At 47.9% G+C, this 17,883-nt stretch carries 12 protein-coding genes, 4 pseudogenes and 1 riboswitch; of the genes and pseudogenes, 14 read left to right on the forward strand and 2 right to left on the reverse strand.

What is annotated here, in order from left to right; genetic code table 11:
* Window positions 1-212: 212 nt before the first annotated feature.
* Complete coding sequence (locus DXA97_RS15440; protein ID WP_118720991.1) at window positions 213-608, forward strand: VOC family protein; 396 nt, start codon at window positions 213-215, stop codon at window positions 606-608.
* Window positions 609-771: 163 nt separating this feature from the next.
* On the opposite strand, the gene DXA97_RS22365 is transcribed toward DXA97_RS15440, so the two are convergent.
* Entirely contained in the window at window positions 772-894 is a 123-nt protein-coding gene (locus DXA97_RS22365) for a hypothetical protein (RefSeq protein WP_347561650.1), read from the reverse strand.
* Between the two features lie 83 nt (window positions 895-977).
* Window positions 978-1,874, reverse strand: a complete 897-nt coding sequence (locus DXA97_RS15445) for a DUF362 domain-containing protein (RefSeq protein ID WP_347561651.1) — start codon at window positions 1,872-1,874, stop codon at window positions 978-980.
* Window positions 1,875-2,091: 217 nt separating this feature from the next.
* A riboswitch (TPP riboswitch) is annotated at window positions 2,092-2,202 on the forward strand.
* A 191-nt stretch (window positions 2,203-2,393) separates the two neighbouring features.
* On the opposite strand from DXA97_RS15445, the gene thiD reads away from it, so the two are divergent.
* The 13 genes and pseudogenes from thiD (at window position 2,394) to DXA97_RS15510 (ending at window position 17,878) form a co-directional block, all read left to right on the forward strand.
* Entirely contained in the window at window positions 2,394-3,203 is an 810-nt protein-coding gene (gene thiD / locus DXA97_RS15450) for a bifunctional hydroxymethylpyrimidine kinase/phosphomethylpyrimidine kinase (protein WP_118721018.1), read from the forward strand.
* Entirely contained in the window at window positions 3,200-3,868 is a 669-nt protein-coding gene (gene tenA / locus DXA97_RS15455) for a thiaminase II (protein WP_347561652.1), read from the forward strand. Before thiD ends, tenA begins: the two co-directional genes overlap by 4 nt.
* Window position 3,869: 1 nt before the next feature.
* Window positions 3,870-4,622 (forward strand): ABC transporter ATP-binding protein, encoded by a 753-nt coding sequence (locus tag DXA97_RS15460; RefSeq protein WP_118720993.1) that lies wholly within the window; start codon window positions 3,870-3,872, stop codon window positions 4,620-4,622.
* 8 nt (window positions 4,623-4,630) lie between these two features.
* Window positions 4,631-5,379, forward strand: a pseudogene (locus DXA97_RS15465) (ABC transporter permease).
* A gap of 108 nt (window positions 5,380-5,487) precedes the next feature.
* On the forward strand, window positions 5,488-6,600 hold the full coding sequence (locus tag DXA97_RS15470; RefSeq protein WP_243107708.1) for an ABC transporter substrate-binding protein: 1,113 nt from the start codon (window positions 5,488-5,490) through the stop codon (window positions 6,598-6,600).
* 113 nt (window positions 6,601-6,713) lie between these two features.
* A complete protein-coding gene (locus tag DXA97_RS15475) occupies window positions 6,714-7,583 on the forward strand; it encodes a DegV family protein (protein ID WP_118720994.1) in 870 nt (289 codons plus the stop codon).
* 137 nt (window positions 7,584-7,720) lie between these two features.
* The gene (locus tag DXA97_RS15480; protein ID WP_118720995.1) at window positions 7,721-7,978 is read left to right on the forward strand and encodes a hypothetical protein; all 258 of its coding nucleotides are present in this window, start codon (window positions 7,721-7,723) and stop codon (window positions 7,976-7,978) included.
* 348 nt (window positions 7,979-8,326) lie between these two features.
* Window positions 8,327-9,543: pseudogene (locus DXA97_RS15485) on the forward strand (iron-containing alcohol dehydrogenase).
* Between the two features lie 188 nt (window positions 9,544-9,731).
* Complete coding sequence (locus DXA97_RS15490; RefSeq protein ID WP_182436927.1) at window positions 9,732-10,976, forward strand: SLC13 family permease; 1,245 nt, start codon at window positions 9,732-9,734, stop codon at window positions 10,974-10,976.
* Between the two features lie 130 nt (window positions 10,977-11,106).
* Window positions 11,107-13,026, forward strand: coding sequence for a DNA gyrase subunit B (locus tag DXA97_RS15495; RefSeq protein ID WP_118720997.1), 1,920 nt, complete (start codon window positions 11,107-11,109; stop codon window positions 13,024-13,026).
* Between the two features lie 20 nt (window positions 13,027-13,046).
* Window positions 13,047-15,280, forward strand: a pseudogene (locus tag DXA97_RS15500) (DNA topoisomerase (ATP-hydrolyzing)).
* Between the two features lie 278 nt (window positions 15,281-15,558).
* Complete coding sequence (asd, locus tag DXA97_RS15505) at window positions 15,559-16,644, forward strand: aspartate-semialdehyde dehydrogenase (RefSeq protein ID WP_118530707.1); 1,086 nt, start codon at window positions 15,559-15,561, stop codon at window positions 16,642-16,644.
* 173 nt (window positions 16,645-16,817) lie between these two features.
* Window positions 16,818-17,878, forward strand: a pseudogene (locus DXA97_RS15510) (aldose epimerase family protein).
* The last annotated feature ends 5 nt before the right edge of the window (window positions 17,879-17,883 follow it).

Consider the following 17,883-nt stretch of genomic DNA (forward strand, 5'->3'; position numbering starts at 1 on the left):
TGAGCAGTACAAAAACAATAAAAGTAGCTGTGTAACCCACCTGGGTAGCAGTAAGGGTGTCATGGACGCACCCCTGAAACTACGGAGCTATGCTTCGTAATCAGATGCTCGGTAATTCAATTGCCGATGTAGTTCACTAGAGGAGGCTGTAAATGGCCAGGAAGCGGTTGACAAGAAATTAGTAAATATGCATTGGGAAAAGGAGAAGGACTATGTTTTTAGGAAATGGAAAAGTAAAATTTGAATTTGCGCATGTAGGCATTAATGCACAGACTCCGGAAGAAGGGGCGCGGATGAAGGATTTCTTCACAGATGTCATGGGATACCATGATTACCGCGATAATCAGGTGGCCTATTTCACGGTAGATAATAAGATGGAGCTTATGAAGATCATGGGAAAAGGTACTATGGGACATCTTGGCTTCTTTGTGAACGATATGCCGGCCGCGATCGAATATCTGGAAGAAAAAGGATATCAGCTAGACTATGACACCGCACGTTATGACGAGGACGGCAAAACCATCCGCCTGATCTTTTTAAAAGAGGAGATCAATGGATTCCGTATCCACATTACCGTGAAAAAGGCACCGTTTTATGTAGAAGCATGACAACACACATCTGGAACGTGGCGCTGGTGTGTAAAATGAGAGCTATCTACAACATAAAACTGAACATGAACAAAAAGATGCTGCCGCATCGAAAGCCAGTCTGACTTTTGATGCGGCAGCTCCATTTTTAGCAGTACGCCTTGCGGCATACGTCTCATTCGTTTTAATTCCAGTTATCCTTCAAAAACTCTACAATATCTGCAGCCTTTGGCGGACAACCGGTGAGGCTCTTTTCACAGCACTTGGTGCAGCGGCCGACACCGATCTTGGCGCATCCTTCCGGCATATTCTGGTAGCCCTGGCCGATGGCAACAGACGGAAGACCGCGGCGCAGGTAACCAGCATCGTTTAAACGGTCCAGCGCATAGATCAGGGAACCGTAGCAGGCACTGCAGGCATCCTCGGTTCGGTGTAGGCTGCCAGCTTCTGGACGCGGTGGGTCATGCGGAATTTGACTCCGGCCTGATCTGGCTGGTTTAAGTAGATCATGTTCGCATGTGCGGTATCGCTGCTTCCGACACCAAGCTTTTCAGCAAGCGGAATGTACGGAACGTCCTGAATGGAATAGCCCATGCTGTCACAGACAAAGGAATCGCAGAGTACCGGGTCTTTAAAGCCAAGAACGCGGTTCATGACAACCGGGTTGCCGCCCTCCTCAAAGTCCAAATCTCCGCAGATGTTGTCCACCAAGATAAAGTCGTTACGTGCAATGGTATTTAAGTGTGCGATCGGTTTATGTAATCCCATGGTGTGGAAGTGACGTTTTTCCTGGTTCGGGATCACTCCCTTGTTGTTCTTTAAGGCACAGGTTACCGTAGTCTGGCAATGTCCCTTTAAGACTGGCATATTGATCATGTAATCGACAGCAGCCGCTTTGTCACAAAGCTTGATCTTCATGCCTGCTGCATCGTATTCTTTCCAGGTATCGCGCTGGAGGTCGACGAACGGAACATGGTAACGGTCGCAGACCATGTCATAGCCTGCTGCGCGGAACGCTTCCCCGGTACGGTCTCCAACCCAGGAGCCTTCCATGATGGTGATGTTCTCAAAACCATGCTCCTGCAGATATTCAATGACACCGGCAAGAAGCTCACTGTGGGTAGTTGCACCGCTGGAAGGAGCTTTTGCAGTAACCAGATTCGGTTTTAAAGCAATCTTTTTCTTCTTATCGCCGATATCCTCTGCGACGTTAGCAGCTTCCATGACTTTTTTCGCCATCTGTTTGTAATTGGTTCCGTGTATTAGGATAATGTCGTTCTTTTCCATTAGAATTTCCTCACTTTGTATTGAACTTTTTCTCAATTATTATACAGCGTTTCTTTATTTTTGCAAATGGAAAGTCGAAAGAATGCCTGCATGCTTTATTTGCCGGGCATGCAGGCGTGAACAGTAACAACAAATTTGGGACAATGCGTGAACAGCAACGTAATACTTGACAAAATGGCGTGGTGAGGGGTATAGTATAACTCGTAAAGAGAATAGAACATAAGTACCGGGGAGTCTGCGGAAGCAGACTGAGAGCTGGCTAGAGACCGCCAGGACCCGTATACCTGATTTGGATCATGCCAACGTAGGAAGTGACTGTGACTGGATAAAAACAGAAAGTGGTATTGCGTCCCTGCGTAGTTCCGCTTTTTTCTTTTGTCTAAATATCTCTAGCTGCCAAAGCTGCATGAATATGCTGCTGAAGATGCTACAGGTCATTCTCTTTGCGGCGGTGCATTGGGGGCACCACCTTGAGCCGCCTAAAAAATATGGATGCATGAGAGGAGTTTCATCATGAAAATGAAAACAGCATTAACGATCGCTGGAAGTGATTCCAGCGGAGGCGCCGGAATCCAGGCTGACTTAAAGACCATGACTGCAAATGGCGTTTATGCCATGAGTGCAATTACTGCGCTGACAGCCCAGAACACGACCGGAGTCCAGGGAATTTTTGAAGTAACCCCAGAGTTTTTGAAACAGCAGATCGACAGTGTCTTTACAGACATCCGCCCGGACGCGGTGAAGATCGGCATGGTTTCCTCTGCAGGCCTCATTCAGGCGATTGCAGAAAAAATGAAAGAATATAAAGCAGAAAATATTGTAGTAGACCCGGTGATGGTGGCAACCAGCGGCGCAAAGCTCATCAGCGACGATGCCATCGGAACCTTAAAGGAGTGTCTGTTCCCGCTTGCAACGGTTCTGACACCAAATATTCCGGAAGCGAAAGTGCTTTCCGATATGGATATCACCACGGCAGAGGAAATGATCGATGCAGCGAAAAAAATCAGTGAGACGTATCACTGCGCCGTTCTTTTAAAGGGCGGTCATCAGTTGAATGACGCGAATGACCTGTTATACCGGGACGGCGGATACCGCTGGTTTAACGGAAAACGGATCGATAACCCGAATACCCACGGTACCGGCTGCACCTTATCCAGTGCCATTGCTTCCAATCTGGCAAAAGGTTATGATCTGGATACTGCAGTAGAGCAGGCAAAGGCATACATCTCCGGTGCACTTGCTGCTATGCTGGATCTGGGCGCAGGCTCCGGACCGATGAATCATGCATTCGAATTCTGCGGCAAGGGCTTTGCAAAGGAGGAAGCATGAGCATGACACCGACCGAGAAACTTTTAGATTCCGTAAAAGACATCTGGACAGGCTACCACAACCATCCGTTTGTAACCGGGATCGGCGATGGCAGCCTGGACCAGAAGAAATTCCGCTATTATATGATACAGGATTATCTGTATCTGATCGATTATACAAGAGTCTTTGCCATTGGCGCGGCCAAGGCAAGGGACTTAAGCGTAATGAAACTGTTCGCAGCCTATACGCATAACATTTTAGATGGGGAGATGGACATTCACCGCACTTACATGAAACGCCTTGGCATTACACAGGAAGAGGCAGAAACCACCCCGGTATCCCTTGATAACTGTTCTTACACCTCTTATATGTTAAGGGCAGCTTATGAAGGGGGAGAAGCAGAGGTTATGGCAGCCATCCTTTCCTGCGCGTTAAGCTATGAAGCGATTGCAAAAGAGCTTGTGCAGCATAACCCGGACGCGAAGGATCATCCGTTTTACGGAGAATGGGTATCCGGTTATGCGAGCGATTCCTACCATGAGGAAAATGAAATCCTGATTGGTCTGATGGACCGCCTTGCTGCAGAGTATACTCCTGCACAGATGGACCATCTGACCGATATTTTCAAAGCTTGCTCCCGCTATGAAATGGCATTCTGGGATATGGCATGGGAAATGAGGGATTAACATGCTGGAATTTGACCATGTGTGTTTCCAGTACGATACCGATGCGTATCCGATCATGGACCAGCTGTCTTTTCAGGTACAGGACGGCGAATTTGTCTGTGTGATCGGTGCTTCCGGCTGTGGAAAAAGTACGATTTTCCGATTGGTTAACAAGCTTCTTTCCCCAGATCAGGGAACGATCCGCATCAACGGGAATCCGATCGAAACACAAAAAAACTATTGCGGCTATATGCCGCAGCATGACCTTTTATTTCCGTGGAGAACGGTAAGAGAAAATATCATGCTTCCGCTCGAGATCCAGGGTGGGATTTCAAAAAAAGAAATGGAAAAACAGGCAGATGAAGCATTGGCCTCGGTCGGTCTTTCAGACTGGGGGCAGAAAAGCCCGAGAGAGCTTTCCGGCGGCATGCGCCAGCGGGCAGCTTTTGCACGGACCGTTCTGACCGGCTCGGATCTGCTGCTTCTCGATGAACCATTTTCGGCACTCGACTATCTGACACGCCTTTCCATGCGGGAGTGGCTGTTAAAACAGTGGGAACAAGATAAGAAAACGGTATTATTTATCACCCACGATGTAGAAGAGGCGCTCTTTTTATCCGGCAGGATTCTGGTAGTTGAGGAAACACCGATGACCCACCTGCGCTCCATCGAAGTTCCGGCCGCCTATCCGCGGACCCGGGACGAACTGTCTCGTCCGGAAATCCTTACATTAAAAGAAGAACTGATCAAGATGTTAAGGAGGAACCAGGCGTGAAAAAGAAAATGAGAAACAATTCCAGCCTTCCGGCCCTGATCTTAATGTTTCTTCTGCTGTTTTTCTGGCAGGCAGCAGCAATGGGCGTAAATGCGGCTATATTCTCCCTTCCCCAATCCAGATCCTGGTACGGCTCTGGGAGCTTCGGGAGCTGCTTTTTACGGCACATTTGCCGGCAACCATGTCTGTGGTAGCGATTGGCCTTGGCATCTCTATTGTGCTTGGCTTAGGACTTGCTGTTTTAATGGATGCAAATGACACTGCAAGAAGGGCACTGTATCCGCTCATCATTGCATCACAGACCATTCCTACTACAGCCCTGGCTCCGCTTTTTGTGCTGTGGTTTGGCTATTCCATCTGGGGAAAGGTACTGGTTACAGTACTCATTACCTTTTTCCCGATCACCATCACGGTGTTTGACGGTTTTCAGTCCGTAAAGACAGAGATGGAAGAATTACTGTTTACCTTCGGGGCTTCACCGTCCCAGATTTTCTGGAAACTGAAGGTACCGGCAGTTTTGCCGTATTTCTTTTCCGCGATCAAGATGGCAGTACCGCTTTCCATTATCGGAGCAGCAATCGGAGAATGGCTGGGTGCCCAGAATGGACTTGGCTATTTCAGCCGCCGTATGATGACGCAGTTAGATGGTGCCGGAGTATTTGCACCGATTCTGTTATTGTCGGTAGTGGCAATGCTCTTTGTGTGGCTTGTCACACTTCTGGAAAAGCGGATGATCCGCTGGAGAAATGATTTATAGAGAATAAACATTACTGTGAAGACATGCATGCAAGAACAGTAATGACAAATGAACAACGATTGATGACACGAAAGATTGATAATACGTAAAAGTGAGGACTTTAACATTATGAAAAAAAGAATACTGATCGCAGCATTTACCGCAGCAGCTATGACTGTCGCAGCTCTTTCTGGCTGCTCAAACAGCGCAAAACCGGCAGAGACCTCTGCACAGGCTGAAACAGCAGACAAAGCAGACGCAAACGATACAGAGACCAAAGATGCAGAAAGTAAAGAGCAGGCTTCTGATGCTGCGAAGGATGAGAAAAAAGATCTCCGTGAAGTGAATGTGGTTCTGGACTGGTATCCGAATGCCATCCATACCTTCCTTTATACCGCGATTGAGCGTGGCTATTACGAGGAAGAAGGACTGGATGTCCAGATCCGTTTCCCGGCTAACGCAAACGATGCGCTTTCCATGGTAGCAGCAGGAAAAGCCGAGATCGGCATGTACTACCAGCAGGATTTGATCCAGGCAGTGGCAAACCAGAAGGCATCGATCCGTTCCATCGGAGCCATTGTACAGTCTCCGCTGAACATCATCCTTTCCCTGAAGGATAAAAATATCACCAGCCCGAAAGATATGGTTGGAAAGACCATTGGTTACGGCGGCACCGTATTAAGTGAATCTTTGGTAAAATGCATGATGGAGTATGTGGGTGCGGATGCTTCCGACGTCAATCTGGTCGACGTTGGTTTTGACCTGATGAGCTCCATGACGACCGGCAATGTCGATGCCACGATCGGCTGTCTGGTGAACCACGAGGTTCCGCAGATGGAAGAAGAAGGCTTCGAATTAAACTATTTCCCGGTAAGCGGATATGGAATCCCGAATTACTATGAGGAAGTCTTCCTGACTAACAATAAGCTGCTGGAAGAGGAGCCGGAAGTGGTAGAAGGATTCCTCCGTGCATCCAAGAAGGGCTTTGACGATTTCAAGGCTGACCCGGATGGCTGTCTTGCAATCTTAATGAACAACCAGAACGAAGCAAACTTCCCGCTGACCCAGAGCGTAGAGGAGCAGTCCTGCAAGACGCTGCTTCCGCTTATGGAGACAGACTCCGCTGAGTTTTTAAGCCAGACTGAAGAATGCTGGCAGGAGAACATCGACTGGATGTTAGAAAACGGACTGATCGACAAAGCAGTAGATGTCTCCGATGTCATGACCAATATCGAGTATTAGGAAAAATGTCCCTCCCTTGTCCTTTTCTGGAAATTAAGCTATAATGTATAAAATGTTTGATATGCAAAGGAAAACCAGACTGCGTCTGGTGGGAAAAGGAGAAGATTTTTCAAATGGGAACAACAGGAATTGTAACAGACAGCCATAGCGGCATTTCGCAGGAGGAAGCACAGAAGCTTGGGATTTTTGTATTGCCAATGCCTTTTTATATGAATGAAACCTGTTATTATGAGGGTGTGAATATTACCAGGGCGGAATTTCTGGAACGGCTGGGAAGACTGGAGAACATCAGCACCTCCCAGCCTTCCCCGGAAGCTGTGATGGAGCTCTGGGATAGGGCTCTGGAAACCTATCAGGATATCCTTTATATCCCGATCAGCAGTGGTTTAAGCGGCTCCTGCCAGACTGCCATGATGCTGGCCAGGGAAGAAAAATACGAGGGAAAGGTTTATGTGGTCGATAATGGAAGCGTGTCTACCCCGCTTCACCAGAGCATTCTGGATGCACTGGAGCTTCTGGAGACCGGCTGCAGTGCGGCAGAGGTAAAAACGCGCATGGAAGCGGTGAAGACCAGAGCCGGGATCTATATTGCAGTGGATGACCTGAAATACTTAAAGCATGGTGGTCGTATCTCTGCGGGTGTAGCCCTGGTTGGAGGTCTTTTGAATGTAAAACCGGTCCTTCATTTCGATATTGGCATTCTGGAGCTTTACAAAAACTGCCGAGGATTAAAACGGGCAAAGCAGACGATGATCGAGGAAGTCAAAAAAGTGATCGAACAATCTTACCAGAGGAAATATGAAGAAGGCCGGCTGCATATCGTGGCAGCGACAAGCTCTGGAAAGGAAGAAACAGATGCCTGGGTGAATGAAATCGAGGCTGCATTTCCGGGACACAAGATCCTCTGTGATGATCTGTCGTTTGGGGTAACCTGCCATATCGGACCTGGCGGACTTGGAATCGGCTATTCCTGCAAACCGTGAGAAAATGCTTTCCAGTAGTTCCCAGTAGATTTTCCATTCTCTGTATGCTAACATACTTTTGTAACATTTATGAAACATTTGTGTAACAAAAGGAGAATGACAACTATGAAAAAACACATCGTATCAACGCAGCAGCTATGGCAGTGACCGCCCTGATGGCATTTCAGCCGATGACCGCATTTGCGGCAGTTAGCAACTGCCCGGGCAACAGCGGATGTTATAGTTCCGGATGCTACAGTAATGGCTGTGCTACTTCCGTATGCCAGAGCCTTGGCTGTAAGACAGATGGCTGCAAACAAAGCAAAGCTTCATGCAGAACAAACCTGCCGGTGAAAGGCTGCAGCAGTCCAAAGCTGGTTTCCTGCAAGATTACTAATCTGGGATGCCAGAGATAACAGAAAACAAAAGAAACACAATCTGACGGATAACTACATAAGATTATACCTGCAGGCGCACCATGCTGGTGCGTCTGTTTTGCATTTGAATGAGATTAGGTGATGCGGTATGTATGCTGTAAAGATTTTTATTAAATCGTTGTTGGTTTTAAGTAAAATGTGACAAGACACTAACAAGTAAAATGTGAAATATAAATTAAAATTGAAAAAAATATTCAAAATCTATTGCAAAATATACAAAACGTGGTATAGTTAATGCAGAGTTAATGTTAATTAATTAACGAGATGAAACAGAAACCAAAATCAAAAAGGTGTCGCGACAAGACGCGGCAGAATGGAGGATTTGTTATGGCTAGATTCACATTACCAAGAGACTTATACCACGGAAAAGGTGCTTTAGAGGCATTAAAGACATTTGAAGGCAAAAAAGCAATGATCTGTGTTGGCGGCGGTTCCATGAAACGCTTCGGTTTTCTGGATAAAGCAAAACAGTATCTGGAAGAAGCAGGAATGGAGGTTCAGCTTTTCGAAGGCATCGAGCCGGATCCGTCCGTAGAGACCGTTATGAAGGGTGCAGCAGCTATGGAAGCATTCCAGCCAGACTGGATCGTAGCTATGGGCGGCGGTTCCCCGATCGATGCAGCAAAGGCTATGTGGATCAAATACGAGTATCCGGACATCACCTTTGAAGATATGTGTAAGGTATTCGGTATTCCGAAGCTGAGAAAGAAAGCTCATTTCTGTGCAATTTCCTCCACATCCGGAACTGCAACTGAGGTTACCGCATTCTCTATCATTACCGATTACCAGAAGGGTATCAAGTACCCGATCGCAGACTTCGAAATCACCCCGGATGTTGCGATCGTAGATCCAGATCTTGCAGAGACCATGCCGCAGAAGCTGGTTGCCCATACCGGTATGGATGCTATGACCCATGCGATCGAGCTTATGTATCTACCGCAAACTGCGACTTTACCGATCCGCTGGCTCTCCATGCGATCAAGATGATCCAGAGAGATCTGGTTGATTCCTACAACGGCGATATGGCAAAGCGTGACTCCATGCACAATGCACAGTGCCTGGCAGGTATGGCATTCTCTAATGCACTGCTTGGTATCGTTCACTCCATGGCTCATAAGACTGGTGCAGCATTTGCAGATTACGGCGCACACATCATTCACGGTGCAGCAAACGCTATGTACCTGCCGAAGGTTATCGCATTCAACGCAAAAGACGAAACCGCGAAAGAGCGTTATGGCGAGATTGCAGACTTCATGAAGCTGGGCGGCGAGACCTTAGACGAGAAGGTAGCTCTTCTGATCGCTTACTTAAGAAAGATGAACGATGACTTAAAGATTCCGCACTGCATCAAGAACTATGGCGCAGACAGCTATCCGACCGAGCAGGGCTTTGTACCGGAGGAGGTATTCTTAGAGAGACTTCCTGAGATTGCAAAGAACGCGATCGCAGACGCATGTACCGGTTCCAACCCGCGTCAGCCTAGCCAGGAGGAGATGGAAAAACTCCTGAAGTGCTGCTACTACGATACTGAGGTAGATTTCTAATTATTGTTCACGCATGCGTGCCAGCAACGATTTTTAATCAATAACATTACCTGTTACAGAAACAGAGCCCTGCCGGGTGAAAATCCGGCAGGGCTTTATTAGTGTTTCTTCCTATTGCCAGCTTTCGAAAAAATGGTTATAATAACACTTTGTTACTTTAAGAATAAATCAAGGGGATGAAAAGAATCATGAAAAGGCTGGTCGCATATTTCAAAAAGGAGACGGTGCTTTGCATTGCAGCAATTCTTGCCGTTATTTCTGTATTTTTTGTCCATCCGGACAGTCAGTATCCTGGATATCTGGACTACCGGACACTGGCATTGCTGTTTTCTCTGATGACGATCATGGAAGGGTTTAAACAGACCGGGTTTTTTGGAAAGGTGGCGCAGGCACTGCTTGCGAAGGTCCATACGTTCCGCCAGCTCTATCTGGTACTGGTGATGCTTTGCTTCTTTTGCTCCATGTGGATCACCAACGATGTGTCACTGCTGACGTTTGTTCCATTTACGATCCTGGTTCTGGAGCTTGCCGGCTTACAAAAAGAAATGATCCCGGTCATTGTCATGCAGACGATCGCAGCGAACCTGGGCAGCATGATGACACCGGTGGGAAATCCGCAGAATCTGTATCTGTATTCGGTTTCCGGTATGGGAATGGGGCAGTTTCTGATGATCATGGGACCGCTTAGCCTCCTTTCTTTTTTGATGATCCTTGGAGCCTGTGTGGCTCATAAAAACTTCCCATTAGATTCGGAACGGTTGAAGTCAGAAATGCTGGCCTCTCATACAGATACAAAAACGCAAAAAGCTACCGCAGACCATGCTTTTGCAAACGTAAAAACACAGGACCTCCCTGCAGGCAAACGACACAGTGAGAAGGATCAGTCCCGTTACCAGAATCTGCTGCTGGCAGTGCTGTTTTTGTTCAGCCTGCTTTCGGTATTCCGCGTGCTGGAATGGCCGCTTCTTCTGCTGATCGTATTGATCGGATGCCTGCTGTTAAGCGGACTTTTCCACAGCACGTTTCTGCCACGAAACGTCGATTACAGCCTTCTGCTTACGTTTATTGCATTTTTTATTTTTATCGGCAATATGAAGCGGATGGATCTGGTGCGGGATCTGCTAAACCAGCTCTTGACGGGCCGGGAACTGTTTGTTTCTTTTGCCTGCAGCCAGGTGATCAGCAATGTACCGGCAGCAATCCTGCTTTCCGGCTTTACCGACCAGTATGCTGCACTTTTGCGCGGCGTGAACATTGGCGGACTCGGTACGCTGATCGCATCGCTGGCCAGCCTGATCTCTTATAAGTTTTTTGCGGAAAGTCAGGAGCATTTTCCGGAAGCCGGAACGAAACAGCAGTACCTGATCCGTTTTACGACCTGGAACTTTGGAATGGCAGTCATTTTACTGCTTGCAGCAGTGATTTTTGGTTAGCAGACTGTTGGATGAAAACAGCATGAATAGGAACAGTCTGACATCGAATCATGAATTTTGGTTCTTGATTTTGATGGAAATTTTATTTATAATTTAGATTCGAACATTTGTTTTATAGTTGGAGGGAAACATGGCAAATACACAGTATAACGCAGACAGCATCACGGTCCTGGAAGGGCTGGAAGCGGTGCGCAAACGCCCGGGTATGTACATTGGAAGCGTTGGAACAAAAGGATTAAATCATCTGATCTACGAGATCGTGGACAATGCGGTAGACGAACATCTGGCTGGCTTCTGCGATACCATATGGGTTACCCTGGAAGCAGACGGCTCCTGCACCGTAAAGGACAGCGGACGTGGCATCCCGGTAGAAATGCATAAAAAAGGCGTATCTGCAGAGCGTGTGGTTTTATCTACACTGCATGCGGGCGGTAAATTTGACAACCAGGCTTACAAGACCAGCGGCGGACTGCACGGTGTCGGTTCCTCTGTCGTGAATGCCTTATCTGCCCATATGGATGTCAAAATCTATAAAAACGGTTTTATCCATCACGATGCGTATGAGCGCGGTATCCCCACCGTGGAACTGGAAAACGGATTGCTCCCGGTACTCGGAAAGACCAGACAGACCGGTACAGAGATCAATTTCCTGCCAGACGACGAAATCTTTGAAAAAACACGGTTTAAGGCGGACTGGTTAAAGAGCCGTCTGCATGAGACCGCTTATTTAAATCCGGGCCTTACCATTTATTATAAAAATGCACGTGCCAGCGAGAAAGAAGAGATCACCTACCATGAACCGGAAGGAATCGTGGCTTATGTAAAGGAATTAAACCGCGGCAAGACGGTGATCCACGAACCAATTTACTTTAAAAAGGAACTGGATCAGATCGAGGTGGAAGTAGCGATCCAGTTTGTCGATGCTTTTGAGGAAAATATCCTTGGCTTCTGTAATAATATTTTTACGCAGGAGGGCGGTACGCATCTGGTTGGATTTAAGACCCGCTTTACCCAGCTGATCAACTCCTATGCCCGAGAGCTGGGCATCTTAAAGGAGAAAGATCCGAACTTTACTGGTGCGGATACCCGAAACGGCATGACGGCGATCGTTGCAGTGAAGCATCCGGATCCGATCTTTGAGGGTCAGACGAAAACGAAGCTTGCAAGTGCAGATGCCACCAAAGCAGTCTTTACGGTATCCGGCGATCTGCTTTCGCATTATTTTGACCGCAATCTGGAGACTTTAAAAGCCATCATCGGCTGCGCGGAAAAATCCGCAAAGATCCGCAAAGCAGAAGAGAAGGCGAAGACCAACATGCTGACAAAGTCTAAATTTTCCTTTGACAGCAACGGGAAGCTGGCAAACTGCGAGAGCCGTGATGCCGAGCTTTGCGAAATCTTTATCGTAGAGGGAGATTCTGCGGGCGGTTCTGCCAAAACAGCCAGAAACCGCAAATACCAGGCAATCCTTCCAATCCGTGGTAAGATCCTGAATGTGGAAAAAGCATCCATGGACAAGGTACTGGCCAATGCCGAGATCAAAACCATGATCAATACCTTCGGCTGCGGCTTTTCAGAAGGGTATGGAAACGATTTCGATATCACCAAACTAAAATATAACAAGATCATTCTCATGACGGATGCCGATGTCGACGGAAGCCACATCGACACCCTGCTTCTGACGTTTTTATACCGGTTTATGCCGGAGCTGATCTACAACGGCCATGTTTACATTGCCATGCCGCCGCTTTACAAGGTCATCCCGTCCAGAGGACAGGAGCAGTACTTATACGATGATAAAGAGCTGGAGCGCTACCGAAAAAACCATATCGGCGATTTCCGGCTGCAGCGTTACAAAGGTCTTGGTGAGATGGACCCGGAGCAGCTCTGGGAAACCACGCTCGACCCGGAGCGCCGCGTCTTAAAGCGTGTGGAAATCGAGGATGCACGCATGGCATCCGAAGTGACCGAGATGCTGATGGGAAGCGAAGTGCCGCCAAGAAAACAGTTTATCTATGACCATGCAAACGAAGCAGAGATCGATGCGTAAGGGAGTGAAGGAGAAAAAACATGGCTGAGAAGATATTAACAACAGAATATTCCGAGGAGATGCAGCGCAGTTACTTAAACTACTCCATGAGCGTCATTACTGCCAGAGCGATCCCGGATGCGCGCGACGGCTTAAAGCCGGTACAGCGCCGTGTCCTTTACGATATGAGCGAGCTGCGCTTGGGACACGATAAACCACACAGAAAATCGGCGCGTATCGTCGGCGACACCATGGGTAAATACCATCCGCACGGTGACAGCTCCATCTACGAGACGCTGGTTGTGATGTCCCAGGACTTTAAAAAGGGAATGGCCCTGGTAGATGGTCACGGAAACTTCGGTTCTATCGAGGGAGACGGCGCCGCGGCTATGCGTTACACCGAGGCCCGCTTAAAGAAGTTTGCGGAAGAAGTGTATTTAAAGGATCTGGACAAGACCGTGCAGTTCGTATCCAACTACGATGAATCTGAAAAAGAGCCGGAGGTTCTTCCGGTCCGCGTGCCGAACCTTCTGATCAACGGTGCGGAGGGCATCGCGGTCGGCATGAGCACCAGCATCCCGACACACAATTTGGGAGAGGTGGTCGATCTGGTCAAAGCCTATATCGACCGTCCGGACATGTCACTTGAAGAGATGATGGAATATATGCCGGGGCCGGATTTTCCTACCGGAGGTATCATTGCCAATCAAAAAGATTTGCCGGCGATCTATGAAACTGGAACCGGAAAGATTAAGCTGCGCGGTAAGATCGAGGTGGAGCTGGGACGCCGGAAAAGTGACCGAGATAAACTTGTCATCAGTGAGATCCCATACACCATGATCGGCGCCGGCATCAATAAATTCCTGGTCGATATTGCGGAGCTGTAGAAAACAAGACTTTGTCCGATGTTGTGGACATTTCCAACCAGTCTAACAAAGAGGGAATCCGCATTGTCCTCGAACTGAAAAAGGATGCTGACATCGAGAAAATCCGCAACATTCTCTATAAGAAGACAAAGCTGGAGGATACCTTTGGCGTCAACATGCTGGCGATCGCCCACGGACGTCCAGAAACCTTAAACTTGCGCGGAATCCTGGAAAACTATCTGGAATTCCAGTATGAAAATACGACCCGCAAGTATCAGGCACTTCTGGAAAAAGAACTGGAGAAAAAAGAAATCCGCGAAGGTCTCATCCGTGCCTGCGACGTGATCGACCTCATCATTGCGATCCTGCGTGGTTCGAAAAACTTGAAAGACGCCAAAGCCTGCCTGATGACCGGTGACATTTCCAGGATCCAGTTTAAGCATCCGGGCTTTGAGGAGGATGCAAAGCAGCTTAACTTTACGGAAAAGCAGGCAAATGCCATTCTCGAAATGCGCCTTTACAAATTGATCGGTCTGGAAATCCTGGCACTGCAGAAGGACTATAAGGAATGCCTGAAGAAAATCGCAGAATATGAGAAGATCTTAAAGAGCCGCGACGGTATGAACCGGGTCATCAAGGAAGATCTGGACCACATTAAAGAAGAATTCGCCCAGCCGAGAAAGACCCTGATCGAAAACGGAAAAGAAGCCGTATACGAGGAATCTGCGGTAGCTGTGAGCGAAGTGGTGTTTGTCATGGACCGCTTCGGTTACTGCAAGCTTCTCGACCGTTCCACTTACGACCGGAACCGGGAAACCGTAGATACCGAATACAAGTATGTGATCCCGTGTCTGAATACCGATAAACTCTGTGTATTCACTGACACCGGAAACCTCCACCAGATCAAGCTGATGGAGATTCCATCCGGAAAGCTCCGCGATAAGGGAACTCCAATCGATAATTTAAGCAAATACGATGGAAGCAAAGAAGAAATCATCTTCCTGACCAATTTTGGCCGCCTGACCGGGCAGATTTTATTATTTGCCACGAAGATGGCCATGGTAAAGCAGGTCCCGGCAGAAGAATTTGTGACCAACAACCGCACGGTGGCGTCGACCAAGCTGCAGGAGGGAGACAGCCTGTTAACCGTCCGGATCGTGGGAACCGAGACCGATCTTGCCCTGCAAAGTGCCAGCGGCATGTTCCTGCGTTTCTCCATGGAAGATATTCCAGAGCTGAAGAAGAATTCCCGCGGTGTACGCGGTATGAAGCTGGGCGCGGGAGACGAGCTGGAAAACGTTTATTTTGTAACCCAGCAGCCACAGATCACTTATAAAGAAAAAGAAGTGCATCTGAACCGTCTGAAATTAGCAAAACGAGACGGCAAGGGAAGCAAGGTACGCCTATAATGTTACGATTCAAGAATTGATTTCAAACCATATAAATCCGTCTCTCACGTGCAGTTGTACTTATATCAAAGAAAATATCCGTGCAGCACGCACAAATGTATTTTTCTGACGAATAAGTATTGATTTTTTACAAAAATTGAGATAGGATAAGCGGGAACGAAAAAGCAAAAAGTGACAAACAGGTGAAAAATGTTTCTGCAGCGTGTGAACAGCCACAAAACAGTCACCGGTCAGAATCAGGAAAGAATTGTCACGAAGAAAATAAGGAGCTTATGATTATGGAAAAGAAATTGCGTGTTGGCGTGCTTGGCGCGACCGGTATGGTAGGACAGAGATTTATCTCCCTTCTGGAGAATCATCCGTGGTATGAGGTAGTTACCGTGGCTGCAAGCCCGCGTTCTGCCGGAAAAACCTACGAGGAGGCTGTCGGCGGACGCTGGAAAATGACCACACCAATGCCGGAAGCAGTAAAGAAGCTGGTAGTCATGAATGTCAATGAGGTAGAAAAAGTTGCTGCCAGTGTTGACTTTGTATTCAGTGCAGTAGACATGACCAAGGAAGAGATCAAGGCGATCGAGGAAGCGTACGCAAAGACTGAGACCCCGGTTGTTTCCAATAACAGCGCACACCGCTGGACTCCGGATGTTCCGATGGTTGTTCCGGAGATCAACCCGGAGCACTTTAAAGTAATCGAGTTCCAGAAAAAACGTCTGGGAACCAAGAGAGGATTTGTTGCTGTAAAGCCGAACTGCTCCATTCAGAGCTACGCTCCGGTCCTGACTGCATGGAAAGAGTTTGAGCCATACGAGGTCGTTGCTACCACCTACCAGGCAATCTCCGGTGCAGGAAAAACCTTCAAAGACTGGCCGGAAATGGAAGGAAACATCATTCCTTACATCGGCGGCGAGGAAGAGAAGAGTGAGCAGGAGCCGCTTCGTATCTGGGGCGAGATTAAAGATGGCGTGATCGTAAAGGCATCTGAGCCGAAGATCACCTGCCAGTGCATCCGTGTTCCGGTATTAAATGGCCACACTGCTGCAGTATTCGTAAAATTCCGCAAGAAACCGACCAAGGAAGAGCTGATCGACCGTCTGGTGAAATTCTCCGGACTTCCGCAGGAGTTAAAGCTTCCGAGCGCACCGAAGCAGTTTATCCAGTACTTAGAGGAGGATAACCGTCCGCAGGTTTCCTTAGATGTAGACTATGAGAACGGCATGGGCATTTCTGTAGGCCGTATCCGTGAAGACAGCATCTACGATTACAAGTTCGTAGGTCTTTCCCACAATACCGTCCGCGGTGCTGCCGGCGGTGCAGTGCTTTGCGCAGAGCTTCTGACTGCACAGGGTTACATTCAGGCAAAATAATCGGATTGGATTCAGGCAGTATTACAAAATAAAGGTTCAAAAACGAGGGTGCATTCAGTTCCTACTGGATTGCATCCTCGCTTTATGCTATAATTAAATAGAACATGCGTTGCTTTTTCGCAGCACATGAACAGTAACGAATTTCATACTGAAAACGTGGAGGGAATACGACTATGGCATGCAGCAAGGAATTATTTGGCACTCTGGAAAATGGGGCTAAGCTCACAAAATACATTCTTACAAATGAACACGGGTTAAAAGCTTCGTTTACAGATCTTGGCGCTATCTGGCTGGAAATGTATGTACCGGATAAAAACGGTAAGTTCAGCGATGTGGTGCTGGGCTTTGACGCACCGGAAAAATATCTGGACCAGGATGTGCATTTTGGCGAGATCGTCGGAAGAAATGCGAACCGGATCGGCACTGCAACCTGCACGATCGATGGCATCACCTATGCACTGGTCATCAACGATAACGGGGTTAACAATCTTCACAGTGGACCGGATTTTCTGCGTAACCGGATCTGGGATGCAGAGGTTTCCGAAACAGAGGAAGGAACGAAGATCACCTTTTCCCTCTTTAGCCCGGACGGCGACCAGAACTACCCTGCAATGCCGATATCCGTGTCAGCTACACCCTGACAAATGACGATGCACTCCGCATCGATTACCACATGACCTGCGACGAGGACACCATCGCAAACTTTACAAACCATGCCTACTTTAACCTGGCTGGCCAGGAATCTGGACCGGCCATGAACCAGAAGGTCTGGATCGATGCAGACCAGTTTACCATTGCAGACCAGTATTCCATTCCGACCGGAGAACTGGTTCCGGTCAAGGGAACGCCGATGGATTTCACACAGTTTAAAACCATTGCAGATGAGATTGATGCGGACTATGAGCCGTTAAAATTCGCAAAAGGCTATGATCACAACTGGGTTTTAAACCATAAGGAAGGCGAACTGTCACTGGCTGCGAAAGCCAAAGATGAAGCAAGCGGCCGTATCATGGAAGTTTATACGGACCTTCCGGGAATCCAGTTCTATACCGGCAATTTTCTCACATCTATGGAGGGCAAGAACGGAGCAGTCTATAACCATCGTCAGGGATACTGCTTTGAAACCCAGTATTTCCCGGATGCAGTCAATAAGCCGCAGTTTGCTTCCCCGATTTTAAAGGGCGGAGATATTTACCAGACTACCACGATCTATCAATTTAAAACAGAAGCATAACAGCT

The sequence above is a fragment of the Clostridium sp. OF09-36 genome (assembly GCF_003481985.1).
Taxonomy (GTDB): domain Bacteria; phylum Bacillota; class Clostridia; order Lachnospirales; family Lachnospiraceae; genus Brotaphodocola.

Bases quoted from the DNA above. Each gene is read 5' to 3' on its own strand.
- DXA97_RS15440 (WP_118720991.1), top strand. From the start codon at position 213: ATGTTTTTAGGAAATGGAAAAGTAAAATTTGAATTTGCGCATGTAGGC.
- DXA97_RS22365 (WP_347561650.1), bottom strand. From the start codon at position 894: ATGCCGGAAGGATGCGCCAAGATCGGTGTCGGCCGCTGCACCAAGTGC.
- DXA97_RS15445 (WP_347561651.1), bottom strand. From the start codon at position 1,874: ATGGAAAAGAACGACATTATCCTAATACACGGAACCAATTACAAACAG.
- thiD (WP_118721018.1), top strand. From the start codon at position 2,394: ATGAAAACAGCATTAACGATCGCTGGAAGTGATTCCAGCGGAGGCGCC.
- tenA (WP_347561652.1), top strand. From the start codon at position 3,200: ATGAGCATGACACCGACCGAGAAACTTTTAGATTCCGTAAAAGACATC.
- DXA97_RS15460 (WP_118720993.1), top strand. From the start codon at position 3,870: ATGCTGGAATTTGACCATGTGTGTTTCCAGTACGATACCGATGCGTAT.
- DXA97_RS15470 (WP_243107708.1), top strand. From the start codon at position 5,488: ATGAAAAAAAGAATACTGATCGCAGCATTTACCGCAGCAGCTATGACT.
- DXA97_RS15475 (WP_118720994.1), top strand. From the start codon at position 6,714: ATGGGAACAACAGGAATTGTAACAGACAGCCATAGCGGCATTTCGCAG.
- DXA97_RS15480 (WP_118720995.1), top strand. From the start codon at position 7,721: ATGGCAGTGACCGCCCTGATGGCATTTCAGCCGATGACCGCATTTGCG.
- DXA97_RS15490 (WP_182436927.1), top strand. From the start codon at position 9,732: ATGAAAAGGCTGGTCGCATATTTCAAAAAGGAGACGGTGCTTTGCATT.
- DXA97_RS15495 (WP_118720997.1), top strand. From the start codon at position 11,107: ATGGCAAATACACAGTATAACGCAGACAGCATCACGGTCCTGGAAGGG.
- asd (WP_118530707.1), top strand. From the start codon at position 15,559: ATGGAAAAGAAATTGCGTGTTGGCGTGCTTGGCGCGACCGGTATGGTA.